Annotated in this window: 14 protein-coding genes; 8 read left to right on the forward strand and 6 right to left on the reverse strand. The window is 59.8% G+C overall.

Annotated elements, in window-relative coordinates; all coding sequences use genetic code 11:
- The first annotated feature begins 212 nt into the window (after window positions 1–212).
- The 3 genes from AC1DCM_RS00250 to AC1DCM_RS00260 all read left to right on the forward strand — a co-directional run bounded on the left by AC1DCM_RS00250 (window position 213) and on the right by AC1DCM_RS00260 (window position 2898).
- Complete coding sequence (locus tag AC1DCM_RS00250; protein ID WP_477516948.1) at window positions 213–1679, forward strand: aldehyde dehydrogenase family protein; 1467 nt, start codon at window positions 213–215, stop codon at window positions 1677–1679.
- 67 nt (window positions 1680–1746) lie between these two features.
- Entirely contained in the window at window positions 1747–2133 is a 387-nt protein-coding gene (locus AC1DCM_RS00255) for a nuclear transport factor 2 family protein (protein ID WP_431114747.1), read from the forward strand.
- 78 nt (window positions 2134–2211) lie between these two features.
- The gene (locus AC1DCM_RS00260; RefSeq protein ID WP_477516949.1) at window positions 2212–2898 is read left to right on the forward strand and encodes a GntR family transcriptional regulator; all 687 of its coding nucleotides are present in this window, start codon (window positions 2212–2214) and stop codon (window positions 2896–2898) included.
- 79 nt (window positions 2899–2977) lie between these two features.
- Here AC1DCM_RS00260 and AC1DCM_RS00265 read toward each other — a convergent pair whose 3' ends face one another.
- Entirely contained in the window at window positions 2978–3628 is a 651-nt protein-coding gene (locus AC1DCM_RS00265; RefSeq protein WP_477516950.1) for an NAD(P)-binding oxidoreductase, read from the reverse strand.
- 98 nt (window positions 3629–3726) lie between these two features.
- On the opposite strand from AC1DCM_RS00265, the gene AC1DCM_RS00270 reads away from it, so the two are divergent.
- Window positions 3727–4059, forward strand: a complete 333-nt coding sequence (locus AC1DCM_RS00270) for an ArsR/SmtB family transcription factor (RefSeq protein WP_477516951.1) — start codon at window positions 3727–3729, stop codon at window positions 4057–4059.
- Between the two features lie 17 nt (window positions 4060–4076).
- Here AC1DCM_RS00270 and AC1DCM_RS00275 read toward each other — a convergent pair whose 3' ends face one another.
- From AC1DCM_RS00275 to AC1DCM_RS00295, 5 genes are all read right to left on the reverse strand, one after another.
- Window positions 4077–4952 (reverse strand): amino acid ABC transporter permease, encoded by an 876-nt coding sequence (locus AC1DCM_RS00275; protein ID WP_477516952.1) that lies wholly within the window; start codon window positions 4950–4952, stop codon window positions 4077–4079.
- Window positions 4949–5629, reverse strand: coding sequence for an amino acid ABC transporter permease (locus AC1DCM_RS00280; RefSeq protein ID WP_477516953.1), 681 nt, complete (start codon window positions 5627–5629; stop codon window positions 4949–4951). Before AC1DCM_RS00280 ends, AC1DCM_RS00275 begins: the two co-directional genes overlap by 4 nt.
- Window positions 5630–5663: 34 nt before the next feature.
- A complete protein-coding gene (locus AC1DCM_RS00285; protein ID WP_429331906.1) occupies window positions 5664–6503 on the reverse strand; it encodes a glutamate ABC transporter substrate-binding protein in 840 nt (279 codons plus the stop codon).
- A gap of 28 nt (window positions 6504–6531) precedes the next feature.
- Entirely contained in the window at window positions 6532–7260 is a 729-nt protein-coding gene (locus tag AC1DCM_RS00290; RefSeq protein WP_477517157.1) for an amino acid ABC transporter ATP-binding protein, read from the reverse strand.
- A 277-nt stretch (window positions 7261–7537) separates the two neighbouring features.
- Window positions 7538–8257, reverse strand: a complete 720-nt coding sequence (locus AC1DCM_RS00295; RefSeq protein ID WP_477516954.1) for a GntR family transcriptional regulator — start codon at window positions 8255–8257, stop codon at window positions 7538–7540.
- 168 nt (window positions 8258–8425) lie between these two features.
- On the opposite strand from AC1DCM_RS00295, the gene AC1DCM_RS00300 reads away from it, so the two are divergent.
- From AC1DCM_RS00300 to AC1DCM_RS00315, 4 genes are all read left to right on the forward strand, one after another.
- Complete coding sequence (locus AC1DCM_RS00300; protein WP_477516955.1) at window positions 8426–9643, forward strand: pyridoxal phosphate-dependent aminotransferase; 1218 nt, start codon at window positions 8426–8428, stop codon at window positions 9641–9643.
- A gap of 6 nt (window positions 9644–9649) precedes the next feature.
- Window positions 9650–10201, forward strand: a complete 552-nt coding sequence (locus AC1DCM_RS00305; RefSeq protein ID WP_477516956.1) for a thiamine pyrophosphate-binding protein — start codon at window positions 9650–9652, stop codon at window positions 10199–10201.
- On the forward strand, window positions 10198–10782 hold the full coding sequence (locus AC1DCM_RS00310) for a thiamine pyrophosphate-dependent enzyme (RefSeq protein ID WP_477516957.1): 585 nt from the start codon (window positions 10198–10200) through the stop codon (window positions 10780–10782). The genes AC1DCM_RS00305 and AC1DCM_RS00310 overlap by 4 nt, the downstream gene beginning before the upstream one ends.
- Before the next feature lie 71 nt (window positions 10783–10853).
- Window positions 10854–12329: an NAD-dependent succinate-semialdehyde dehydrogenase gene (locus tag AC1DCM_RS00315; protein ID WP_477516958.1), complete on the forward strand. Its 1476-nt coding sequence runs from the start codon at window positions 10854–10856 to the stop codon at window positions 12327–12329.
- Window positions 12330–12641: the final 312 nt, after the last annotated feature.

A 12641-nucleotide genomic window follows, 5' to 3' on the forward strand; every position in this document is an offset into this window, starting at 1 on the left:
TCCTTGAGCTTCATTGGTAAGGGACTTCAGGGGAGGTCGCACTGCTGTCGTGTCGATCATCACATCCTAAACTGAAACAATATCGTATTTCAGAATTTACCAAAAGATCTTGCGAGTCCAACCCACTGGCCCTAAACTGAAACATGAATCTGTTTCAGCATTCGATTTGTTCACCGCTCCACGGCAAGCCGCCGCACGACAGGAGAGATCACATGGGAGTTTCCATCACAGAGGGCGCGCGTACCACCACGCCCCCGAACTTCAACGGACCCTACGGACTGCTCATTGATGGCAACATCGTTCAGACTGAGGACCATTTTGACGTCTACAACCCAGCCACAAACTCGGTCCTCGCATCCGCACCTCAGGGCACACGGGAACACATGGAACGCGCCATCGGTGCCGCCAAGCGGGCTTTCCCCGCGTGGGCTGCGCTGACCGCAGACGAGCGCGAAGCGATCATCGTCGAATTCTTCGAGGCCCTCGAGGCCCACAAAGAAGAGTTCATTACCTTGCTCTCACTGGAGCAGGGCAAGCCACGACACAATCAGGCGACGTTCGAAGTTAACCTTGCCAACCCCTGGATCCCCAACACCGCCAAATCGAGGCTGGAGGACAAGGTACTGGTGGAGGACGATGAGAAGCGCGTAGACCTTCGCCGCTCACCGCTCGGTGTCGTGGGGGCCATCATCCCCTGGAACTATCCCTACCTCCACGTTCTGTGGAAGACCGTCCCCGCGCTGATCACCGGCAACACCGTAGTTCTCAAGCCTTCTCCCTATACCCCGCTCTGCGCATTGCGGATCGGGGAGCTGGCAGCCCAGGTCTTCCCTCCCGGCGTCTTCAACATCGTCACAGGCGGCAACGAACTTGGGCAGATCCTCACCGAGAGCCCCGACGTCGGGATGATCACCTTCACGGGATCCACGGAAACCGGGACCAAGATTATGGCTTCAGCCGCCCGCACCATCAAGCGGGTCACTCTCGAACTGGGTGGAAATGATCCTGCGATCCTACTCCCGGACGCGGACTGGCAGGACGCCGTGCCGCAGGTATTCAACGCCGCCTTTGGTAACTCGGGTCAGTGGTGCATCGCGGCCAAGCGCATCTACGTACACCGTTCCTTCCATGAAGACTTCGTCACAGCGCTCGTGGACTATGCCAAAACGCAAAAGGTCGGCGACGGCATGGATCCCACCAGCGATCTTGGCCCCATCAACAACCGCATGCAGTACGACAAGCTTCGTGACCTCTTCGAAGACACTCGCCGCCATGGGTACGACGTCCCACTCGGAGGCACCATCGACGAGTCCCTGGACGGCAACTTCGTTCCAGTCACCATCGTCAACAACCCTCCCGAAAACAGCCGCATCGTCCAGGAGGAACCTTTTGGACCGATCGTACCCGTACTCGTGTACGACGACGTCGAGGACGTCATCGAGCGCGCCAACGCCACAATCTTCGGCCTTGGTGCCACCATCTGGGGGCGAGACGAAGAGCGGGCACTGGCCGTGGCGGACCGCATCGACTCCGGCAACGTCTGGGTCAATCAAGGCCAGAGCCACCCGGATCATGCGCCGTTCGGCGGCCACAAACAGTCCGGCCTGAGCGTCGAACACGGTGATGAAGGCCTGGCTTCGCATACCAACAACAAAACCGTCGTGATTCGAAAGCGCTAGCGGCTTTTCTTCAGCCAAACCATCCCAGGGTGCCGCAATAGGACCCGCTCATTCACAAGGAGAAACCATGCCCAAGAACCTCAAAGTCGTCCCGACCGACGAATATGACCAGATCGTCACCACCGTTCAGAAGTATGTCGAAGGCCTGCGCGTCGGCAGCCCCGAAGGCGTTGCAGAAGCCTTCCATGAAGACGCCACCATGTACGGCTTTACCAACGGCCAGCTTCTGGGCGGCCCCATCAAGAACTTGTACGACTTCGTCGCCGACAACGGCGCGGCTCCTGATGTCAAGACCCGCGTGGACATCATCGGCATCACCCAGACAACTGCCGTGGTGAAGGTTGACATGGAAAATGACGCCATTGGAGCTGACTACACCGACTTCCACACCCTGCTGAAGCAGGACGGCGATTGGAAGATCATCGCCAAGGTTTACCACCAGTACGAGGCCTAGTCGAACAGAACCGGGGGAGGCTCACCGCCTCCCCCGGTTTTTTCGTTCGTACTGGTATTCAGCACGCGAGGGGCGAGAATGATTTCGGAAACAATCCAGCGAACAGCCGCGCCATTGCGCCAAGAGGTGGTCGCCGCCCTTCGCCGGGCGATCGTTACCTCCGAGTACAGTCCTGGAGAGAGGCTGGTCGAGACTACGCTTTGCGATAGGTTCTCCGTCAGCCGAACAGTGGTTCGTGAAGCACTGCGGCAGCTGGAATCCGAGCGGCTGGTAGTGACGGCGCCGAACAAGGGTCCCGAAGTTGCAACCCTCACACCCACCGAAGCCCGAAGTCTCTATGAAGTTCGCGGCGCTTTGGAATCGCTCGCTGGAAGCCTGTTCGCTGAACGAGCCACAGAGGCTCAGCGTGGGCAACTCGTTGCGAGACTTTTTGACATCCGTAGAGCAGAGTCAGCTGGCGGGGCGCAGCTGTTGCTGGCCGCGAAAGACAGCTATTACGAAGTGCTTCTGGCTGGTGCTGGCAACAAAGAAATCTCGGGCATGCTTCGGCAAATCAATGCCCGCACTCAAGTACTTCGGGCCCTATCAACGAGTTCCCCTGGGCGGAGTCCGCACATGTTGTCCGAGCTGACGGACATCACCACGTCAGCTGCCATCACTAGAGATCCGGAGGCGGCCCGGCGAGCATGTGAAGTGCATGCATCCAACGCCGCGGAAGCCGCACTCATTGCCATGGAGTCGACGCCTAAGTCCGGACATGCGTGAAGCTGTAGGGAAGCGCGAGGAGGGGAGGCACGCGCTTCGCATGCCTCCCCTCCGTTCTTGCAAAAAGCTCGTCTGCTTGTTAGCCAACCAGCCCGGACACAGCATCTTCCACCGCGGTATCGCCATCGGTTAGCTCGACAATGGTCCGGCTCAACTGCGGGTTATGGAGCGCCGCGTCAATGAACGCCGCGACGTTATCGCGTCGAATGTCTCCGTACTCAATCGCAGGACCGGCCGTTACCCGCCCATCTCCTGGGGCGTCGGTCAGAAGCCCCGGGCGAACTATCAGCCAATCCAGATCAGTGCGTGTGAGGTAGACGTCTGCTGTCTTCTTCGTGCGCATATAGTGCTCAAAGCGTTCGTTCACCGATTCACCCCGCCCTGACTCCGGGAAGGCAGATACCAGGACAAAACGGGACACTCCGGCGAGGGCGGTGGCATCGGCAGCCTTCTCCAGCCCCTTGCCGTCGATGAGGGTGGTTTGGTCCATCCCGGTGCCATGGGCGCCCGCAGAGAAGACGACGGCATCGTGTCCCTTGAATTTTTCGGCCAACACCTCAGTGGAGTCCTTAATCAGGTCTCCCTCTACGGGCGTCGCGCCGCTGGAGGCAACGGTGTCAGCTTGAGCGGGATTCCTGAACATTCCCGTGACGGTGTCACCGCGGCCGCTCAGGCGCTGGGCCAGACGTCGGCCTACTCCCCCGGCTGCGCCTACTTGGAACACCTTCATGTGCGTCTCCCTTCACTTTAAGTTCGATATTCATCGTAGTACGACAAGCGTAGGATTTGTAAATCGCCAGGTCCTCGAACTTCTTGGATAATCGAAGCATGCGAACTCTGGACCACCCTACGCCCGACGCGATTCACATCGATGGCGTGCTGTCGGCGCTGGCCGATCCCATCCGGCGTCGGATCGTGACCCAACTGGCCGATGGCCATGACGACCAGGCGTGCATCGCGTTTGAGTTGCCCGTGAGCAAGTCCACGTCCACCCATCACTTCCGCGTGCTACGCGAAGCGGGAATCATAGAGCAGCACTACCAGGGAACGGCGATTCTCAACACGCTTCGGACCGGTGTTATGGAATCGCTGTTTCCAGGTTTGCTCAATGTCGTCATTGCGGCTGAACGCAATTCCGGACTGAGGCAACGAGCATCCTGACGTATGATCGCCCGCATCTAGGGCTGGGGAACCAGGACGTCGCCAACCTTTGACTCGGCAGGGGCCTTGCGGCCGCTTCGGAGTCGAAGCTCAATGTACGTTGCCAGTCGCGATAGTCCCAGATTGATGACAATCATCACAAGCGCGATCACTACCAGCGCCGGTATGTAATTCGAATACGCAGAGCCGGCCTGGATTCCTTGCCGCACTGCTTCCACGTAGGTGATTTGATAACCAAGCGCAGTGTCCTTCAGCGCCACAACCAATTGAGCGACGATTGCCGGGAGCATTGCCGTGATTGCCTGGGGCAGAAGAATCATACGGAGGGTTTGTCCACTGCCCAGCCCAAGAGCCACAGCAGCTTCCCCTTGGCCTCGCGGAATGGCTTTGATTCCTGCGCGCACAATCTCTGCAATCACGGCCCCGTTGCTCAGGGCAAGTCCTGTAACTACTGCCGCCACTGTAAGATCGGTTGACGGGAACAGGTCGTAGTCGGCGAAGAGCTGGAAGCAGAAAATCATCAGAATCAGCAGCGGAATCGCCCGGAAGAACTCCACCACGGCGGCGCACCCGTAGCGCACGAATCGATTGTCGGCGAGACGTCCGACGCCGAGCAGGATACCCAGAATTATGGCGAGGACGATGGCTAACACCGCAGCCTGCAGCGTTCCCACAATCCCGGGCAGAAGGTACGTCTGCCACATTTCAGGCGTGAGAAACGGCTGCCACTTCTCCGGCGCCAGTTGCCGCTTCTCTGCCAGGGCTGCCATGACGAACCATCCGGCCGCTGCCAGCCCAACGACGCACAGAGCACTGATGACGATGTTCAGAATTCGGCCCTTGGGGCCCGGCACGTCATACAGATTGCTGATGGCCGCTCGAGTGTTGCTCATCGCTTGACCTCAAACTTCCTACTTAGGTATCCGAAAGCCGCGCCGGTCGGAAGAGTCAGGCACATGAAGCCGGCCCCGAAGATCAACCCAACGACGATGAGGGCGGAGGTGTTCTCGATCATTTCCTTCATCAGAAGAGCGGCTTCAGCCACGCCTATGACGGAGGCAACCGTTGTGTTCTTGGTCAACGCAATGAGGATGCTGCCCAGCGGTGCAATGACGGCCCGAAACGCCTGTGGCAAGACGACGTGGCTCAATCCCTGCATGAAGTTCAGGCCCAACGACCGGGCTGCTTCCGACTGGCCGGGAGGGACCGTATTAATACCGGCCCTTAGCGCTTCGGATACGAACGTCGACGTGTACAGGCTGAAGGCCAGGACGGCCAGCCTGAACGAGCTGTCTGTGATGGATGTGGGTGACTTTGGATCTGCCAAGGTAATCCCGAGTTGCTGCGCCAACCCGAACGATGCGAAAAGCACCACAAGGGTCAGAGGGGTATTCCGGACGATGTTCACGTACCCGGTAGCAAGCGTCCGCATCGCCCAAATTGGTGAAACCCGCATGGCTGTCAGTACAGTGCCCATTACCAACGAGCCCAGTGCAGACAGCGCCGTGAGTTGCAGGGTGATGAGGAAGGCCGCCAGGATCTGATCCCCGTATTCGTTGAGGATGTTCATGTTAAGTATCCAGTCTCTTGTCTGGCTGCTTCGACTAGTAGCGGTCTACCACTGGCGTGGCGGGCAATGCATAACCGGACGGTCCAACGTTGCTCTCAAACGCTTTGGCCCACGATCCGTCGTCGATCATGGACTGAATGGCGTCGTTGATCTTGGCACGGCCCGCGGTGTCATCTTTCTTCAGACCGATGCCGTAGTTCTCCTTGCTGAAAGTGCTGCCAACAAGCTTCAGCTTTCCCTGATTGGCAGCTGCGTAACCGGCAAGTTGAATATCATCCGTCGTCATTGCGTCAACGGCGCCGCTCTTCAGGGCTTCAACGCATGCGGAAGGGGTGTCGTACTCCTGAAGCTGCGCGTCCTTGCTGTAGTTCTTCTTGATGTTCTGTGCTGGTGTGGAACCGGTCACCGAGCACAACTTTTTGCCCCCATTCAGGGACTCCGGGCCAGTGATATCCGTGGAGTCAGAACGAACCAGGAGCGACTGGCCAGCCAGGAAGTAAGGCCCCGCGAAGGCGACCTTCTCCTTTCGGGCGTCGTTGATGCTGTAGGTATTCACCACATAATCCACCTGCCCGTTCTGGATCAGGCTCTCGCGCTGCGCCGGAGTCGCTTCCTTCCAGGTGATGGAAGACTCCTCAACGCCAAGCTTCTTGGCGACGTACTTGGCAACGTCAACATCGAAACCCTTGAATGATCCGTCCGGAGTCTTGATTCCAAGCCCTGGGCGATCAAAGGAAATACCGATGGTGAGGTGGCCCGACTGAGCGCTTGCTTCAACTGTTTTCGCTTTGTCGGAAGCACCGGAGCAACCGGCGATCGAGCTGGCAAGGAACAGCGCTGCGGCCGGAATGGCCAGGAACTTGAGCTTCACGATGTGCTGCTTTCTAGATTGGGGTGGCTTGTCAGTGGCTGAGGATCTTGCCGAGGAACTCTTTGGCCCGCTCGGTGGTTGGGTTGTCAAAAAACCGGTCAGGGGTTGTGTCCTCGAGGATCTGACCATCGGCCATGAACACCACCCGGTCGGCGGCGCGTCGAGCGAAGCCCATCTCGTGCGTGACTACGAGCATCGTCATGCCTCCTTGTGCCAGCGACGTCATGACATCCAGTACTTCGGTGACCATTTCCGGGTCAAGAGCCGAGGTAGGTTCGTCGAAAAGCATCACCTTCGGCTCCATGGCCAACGCCCTGGCAATGGCAACACGCTGTTGCTGCCCACCCGAAAGCTGGGCGGGGAGCTTATGCGCCTGATTTGCTATTCCTACTCGCTCGAGCAGGGTCATTGCCCGCGTCTGAGCCTCGGCCTTTCCGATTCGTCGCACCTTGAGTGGCGCAAGCATGACGTTTTCGAGAATGGTTTTGTGGGCAAAGAGGTTGAATGACTGAAAGACCATTCCGACGTCGGCCCTGTAGCGCGTCAGCGCCTTGCCTTCCTTGGGAAGAGGCTTGCCGTCGACGGCGACTGTGCCGGCTTCGACGGTCTCCAACCTGTTGATAGTTCGGCAGAGAGTCGATTTTCCCGAGCCAGAGGGACCCAAGACAACCACAACCTGACCCTGGGCAACCTCAAGATTGACATCACGGAGGACGTGCAGAGGTCCGAAATGCTTGTTGACCCCCCGGATGGAGATCATCGCCTTCTTCTCATCACCAGCAGCTTCAGAAGTGCTGTCAACAAACTTTTGCAGTTCCATGTTCGCCATTCGTTCGGGGATATTTCGTCTCGACGGTCGTGGCGGGAGGTGCAGGGCTTCTTCCCTGAATTCCCATGTGACCTAAGTTACGAAAGTAAGAATGTTAACATTTGTACTGCAAAGACACTGAGAGGGCAAGTCCGCCGAGAGAGCTCCAAACCTGGACGAAGCCGGCACCGGGCTTCGTCCACCGGCGGACTTTCAGAAGGACATGTGACTAGCCCGCCCCTTCGAGGTGTTCCCTGCTGTCGAGGTCGGCTTTGATTCTTTCGAACGCAGTCTCGATGTGCTCACGCACCAGCCCTTCGGCCTTCGCACCATCCTTGTCGCGGATCACGCGGAACATTTCCCTATGCTCAGGGCCGATGCGGGTCCTGTAGTCATCATGGCCTTGCTGTCGATTAAGGAGAAGCAGCGCGATTTGCGAACGCAGGCCCAACCAAACCTGCTCCAATCTCTCGTGACCGGCACAGGCGTAGATCGCATCATGAAACGCAATGTCCGATTGGAGCATGTCGCCCCTATCCCCCAGGGCGGCAGCCCGTTCAATGTCCTCGGCACGCACCTGAAGTAGGTCCAAATCCCTCTCGGTGCGGTGTGCAATCAGCCGCTGAACGGCGAGCAACTCTATCGAGTACCGGAGCGAGTAGATCTCTTCGAGGTCTTTGTGCGTAAAGACGGTAACCCGCGATCCCCGGTGCCAGTCGCCTTGAAGCAGGCCCTCCTGCCGCAGCAAAACGATGGCATCCCTCACTGGTCCACGACTAACGGATAAGGACGCAGCCATCTCCACTTCATTGATCCGCTCCCCGGGAGGTATTTCACCGGCCAGAATCGCGTCACGGATCCGGTCCGCGACATCCTGGGCCATACCGCGACGTTTCAGGGGTGCACGAAGGGTTCCGTTCTTGACATTTGCTGTGGTGTCAGATTTCATAATGTTAACATTCTTGCAGTTGGAGGCTTGCTGGTCACGTCTACCACACTATCCCAGCACTCCATTCGGAACCTGTCCGGATCGCGGGATGCTGCATTCAAGAAGACCGCCTGCTTTCGATGCAGGCTCGATTCCACCACCTGTATCCCCTGAAATTGGAGTATCCCTATGAGTACCGCTACCACTACACGGTTTGGACGGTTTGCTGATCGGTTGCGGGATATTGGTCCGTCGCCTATTCGGGCGATCTTTGATAAGGCTGCGGCGTTGGAAGCTGCAGGTGAGAAGGTGTATCACTTCGAGATCGGACGCCCGGATTTTGATACCCCGCAGGTGGCCAAGGACGCTGCTGCTGCTTCGTTGGACCGCGGGGAAGTTCATTACGGCCCGAACGCGGGAACGTTGGATCTTCGCGAGGCGATCAGCGGGTATCTTCAGGAACGCCGCGGGACCAGTTATGACCCGGGCACCGAAGTGCTCGTCACGATCGGCGCGAACGAAGCGGTGTTCCTGGCGTTGATGGCTTTCTGCGGGCCCGGTGATGAAGTGATCTTCCCCGTCCCCGCCTGGGCGCATTACGAGTCCTGCATCCGCCTGGCCGGGGCCACTCCGGTCCCTGTCCGGCTCGACGCGGACAATGATTACCGCCTCGATATCGACGCGATCGCCGCCGCGATCACCCCCGCTACGCGCATGGTGATCCTTTGCACCCCGAACAACCCCACCGGCGGTGTCGCCACGCCTGAGGAAATCGAAAAACTCGCCAGCGTCCTGGAACCCACCGACGCGCTGCTGATGTCCGATGAAATCTACGCCGACCTCGTCTACGACGGGATCCGCCACCAGTCCCCGGCCTCCGTAGGGAACCTCCGCGAACGGACTTTGGTCATAGGCGGCTTTGCGAAAGCCTTCGCCATGGACGGCTGGCGCCTCGGCTGGCTCGCCGGCCCCAAAGAACTCATCACACCGGCACTAAGAGTCCGCCAGTACACCACCGTCTGCGCCCCCACCTTCCTCCAACCCGGCGCGGCCGCAGCCCTCCGCCACGCGGGCCCCGAGGCGGAAGCGATGCGCATCCAATTCCAGGAACGACGCAAAGCCGGTCTCAAGATCCTCACCGGCGTTCCCGGCGTCACGGTAAGCCAACCCGACGGCGCCTTCTACTTCTACCTCACCTATACACCCGACACCGCCGAACCAGCCGAACAACTGGCACTACGACTCCTCGATGAACAACGCGTCGCCGTCGTTCCGGGGACCGCGTTCGACCCCGACGGTGGTACCCACTCCATCCGGATCTCTTACGCCTGCCACATCGATGACCTCACTGAAGGCCTGCGACGCATCGTCCAGACCCTGACCACACCACACCCCAAGGGAGCCTGACCACCCATGACTACCACCATCACCCAGGACCGCCACACCGAAGTGGTGGACGCGATCGTGCGCCTGGCCCCCGACGGCGTCGCCTACGTCCCCTCCGCGTCCATCGCCCCGATCATCAACGGCGTCCTCACCGCCCAAACCAACGGCGACCTGCCCCTGGTCTACCCCGTCTCCCGCGAAGAAGAAGCCATCGGCGTCGTCGGCGCCTACCCCCTCGCCGGGAAATTCGGGGTCATCATCATGCAGGACAACGGCTTCGGCAACGCCCTGACCGCACTCACCACCTTCGCCGTGTCCTACCACCTGCCCCTGCTCATCGTCGCGAACACCCGCGGCGGGCTCGGCGAATACAACTCCATGATCCACACCATCTCCGCACCCGTCCCGGCCCTGCTGGCCTCCACCAACATCCCCGTCTTCCAGGTCGACCGGCGCAACACCGCCCAGGACTGGGGCGCGACCGTCGCCGAAGCCGGCAACCACGCCCGCATGACCTACCGACCCGTCGTGGTCCTCATGGAATTCTTCGACCCCAAAGACGCAAAGGCAAAAGCATGAAACGCATCGAAGCCCTCCGGGCCATTGTTGAGACCACCCCGGACGTTCCTGTGATCGCGACCTGCGCCGCGACCTCCCGCGAACTGGCCTCCATCGAAGACCGCCCCAACCACCTCTACCTCCTGGACGCCATGGGCCTGGCCATCTCCGTCGGCACCGGCATCGCCCAAGCCATCAAAAACACCCCCGTCACCCGCGCCGTCGTCATCGAAGGCGACGGATCCCTCCTGATGAACCCCGGCTCAGCCATCACCGCCGGCTACCTCGCCCCCGAAAACCTCGTCATCATCCTGCTCGACAACGGCGTCTACGCCTCCACCGCCTCCATCCCCACCCAAGCCGTCACCATCGACCTCGGACGCTTCGCCGAATCCGTGGACCTTAAAGTCCTCCGCGCCGAAACCCCCGAAGAACTCACCCTCGCCCTGAAACAAACCCTCACCCAGGACGGGCCCTGGTTCATCCACACCCGCACCGAACCCGGCAACGAACCAGGCACCAAACTCCTCCTCATCGACCCCGTCACCCACGGCAACCGCTTCCAAAACTGGCTCACCCCACAACTGGCCGAGTCAAAGTAGCCAACAATCAAACACTTGCCGGGCCCGAGGGGGCCCGGCAGTGCCCATCTGCTGAAAGCACGAGAACTTCCATGGAAATTACCACCACTGCCTCCGCTTCCCCGCTTGGATTTCCGGAGAAGCTTATGCCCATCGGCGGCTCGTGGATCTCCTCGAGCAACGCTGCAACTCTCACAGTCGCCAACCCGGCCACTGGAGAACCCATTGCGGATGTTCCCTCTGCAACGGTTCAGGACGGTATGTCTGCTGTCGATGCCGCGGTCGACGCACAGCCTGCCTGGGCTGCTACCCCTGCGCGGGAACGTGCCGACATTCTCTTTCGCACCTACGAGGGAATCCTGGCTCGTCGCGACGAGTTCGCGGCACTGATCACCGCGGAAATGGGTAAGCCCCTCCCGGAGGCCCAGACTGAAGTCGATTACGGTGCCGGGTTTTTCCGCTGGTTCGCCGAATCCGGCGGCAGGATACACACCGAAGGCCAGTTCGGCATCGAACCCGGAGGCAACTACCAGATCGCAGTCTCCAAACGCCCCGTGGGACCGTCCCTGCTGATCACGCCCTGGAACTTCCCGCTCGCGATGGGCGCACGGAAGATCGCACCGGCCCTCGCCGCAGGGTGTACAACGATTCTTAAGCCCGCCGAGCTGACCCCCTTGACTTCGCTATTACTGGCGCGGGTTCTTGAAGAAGCAGGCGCTCCTGCCGGTGTTGTCAACGTCATCACCACCTCCAATTCCCGCGACGTTATCGCCGCAATTATGAAGGACTCACGAGTCCGGAAGATCTCCTTTACCGGATCGACACAGGTTGGGCGTGCGCTCTTGGCCCAAGCAGCTGAGAACGTCATGAACACGTCCATGGAGCTCGGGGGCAACGCTCCACTGATCGTGTTCGATGACGCCGACCTTGAGCAGGCTGTCGAAGGCGCCATGCTGGCCAAACTCCGCAACGGCGGCCAATCCTGCGTCGGCGCCAACCGCATCTATGTGCAAAGTGGCATTGCTGCCGAATTCACTGCCCGTTTCACCGAGCAGATGGCTGCTGCTCGTCTCGGCGACGGCGCACACCCCGACACGGATCTGGGTCCGCTTGTGGATGCAAAACAAGTAAATACGGTGGCTGGATTGGTTGCCGACGCCATCGCCAAGGGCGCCGTTTGCCTGACGGGCGGAACTATTCCCGAGGGCCCTGGTTCTTACTACCCTGCCACGGTCCTGACTAACATCCCAGCAAACGCAGACATCCGCACCGAGGAAATCTTCGGTCCCGTCGCAGCAATATACGAGTTCGCTACTGAAGCCGAAGCTATTCACGAAGCCAACAACACCCCCTACGGACTGGCCTCCTACGTCTTCACCGAAAACCTCTCCCGTGCGCTGCGCGTCGCAAACGCCATAGATGCCGGTATGACCGGCATCAACCGCGGACTCGTCTCCAACCCGTCCGCACCCTTCGGCGGAACAAACGCCTCCGGACTGGGACGCGAGGGCGGAACCGAAGGCCTCGAGGCCTACCAAGAAACCAAATACACCGGGATTCAGCTTTAGCCGGATGGAAGTCGCTCAGGTCGACCAGGAATGTGGGGCTGATCCATGCAGACGGTGATGATTTTCCTGGGGATAGGTGCGGGTGTTGCTTCAGTGGTCCTGTCCGTTCCGTCTCTCCGTCGTCGTACCAGTGCCGCAGAGTCGCTGTCTGTGGCAGCAACCGGGGCCGTGATATCCGGTTTGCTGGCGTTGGCTTTTAGTGGTGAGGACCTAGCCGGTCCTGTGAGTGCACTCAATCTATTGGCATCGGCGACCGGTGCGGCAGCATTGCTGGGGTTAACGCTCGCCTCAGGGCGGACACGCACACCACCT

It is taken from the genome of Paenarthrobacter sp. 10N417 (genome assembly GCF_056394745.1).

Bases quoted from the DNA above. Each gene is read 5' to 3' on its own strand.
- AC1DCM_RS00250 (WP_477516948.1), top strand. From the start codon at position 213: ATGGGAGTTTCCATCACAGAGGGCGCGCGTACCACCACGCCCCCGAAC.
- AC1DCM_RS00255 (WP_431114747.1), top strand. From the start codon at position 1,747: ATGCCCAAGAACCTCAAAGTCGTCCCGACCGACGAATATGACCAGATC.
- AC1DCM_RS00260 (WP_477516949.1), top strand. From the start codon at position 2,212: ATGATTTCGGAAACAATCCAGCGAACAGCCGCGCCATTGCGCCAAGAG.
- AC1DCM_RS00265 (WP_477516950.1), bottom strand. From the start codon at position 3,628: ATGAAGGTGTTCCAAGTAGGCGCAGCCGGGGGAGTAGGCCGACGTCTG.
- AC1DCM_RS00270 (WP_477516951.1), top strand. From the start codon at position 3,727: ATGCGAACTCTGGACCACCCTACGCCCGACGCGATTCACATCGATGGC.
- AC1DCM_RS00275 (WP_477516952.1), bottom strand. From the start codon at position 4,952: ATGAGCAACACTCGAGCGGCCATCAGCAATCTGTATGACGTGCCGGGC.
- AC1DCM_RS00280 (WP_477516953.1), bottom strand. From the start codon at position 5,629: ATGAACATCCTCAACGAATACGGGGATCAGATCCTGGCGGCCTTCCTC.
- AC1DCM_RS00290 (WP_477517157.1), bottom strand. From the start codon at position 7,260: ATGATCTCCATCCGGGGGGTCAACAAGCATTTCGGACCTCTGCACGTC.
- AC1DCM_RS00295 (WP_477516954.1), bottom strand. From the start codon at position 8,257: ATGAAATCTGACACCACAGCAAATGTCAAGAACGGAACCCTTCGTGCA.
- AC1DCM_RS00300 (WP_477516955.1), top strand. From the start codon at position 8,426: ATGAGTACCGCTACCACTACACGGTTTGGACGGTTTGCTGATCGGTTG.
- AC1DCM_RS00305 (WP_477516956.1), top strand. From the start codon at position 9,650: ATGACTACCACCATCACCCAGGACCGCCACACCGAAGTGGTGGACGCG.
- AC1DCM_RS00310 (WP_477516957.1), top strand. From the start codon at position 10,198: ATGAAACGCATCGAAGCCCTCCGGGCCATTGTTGAGACCACCCCGGAC.
- AC1DCM_RS00315 (WP_477516958.1), top strand. From the start codon at position 10,854: ATGGAAATTACCACCACTGCCTCCGCTTCCCCGCTTGGATTTCCGGAG.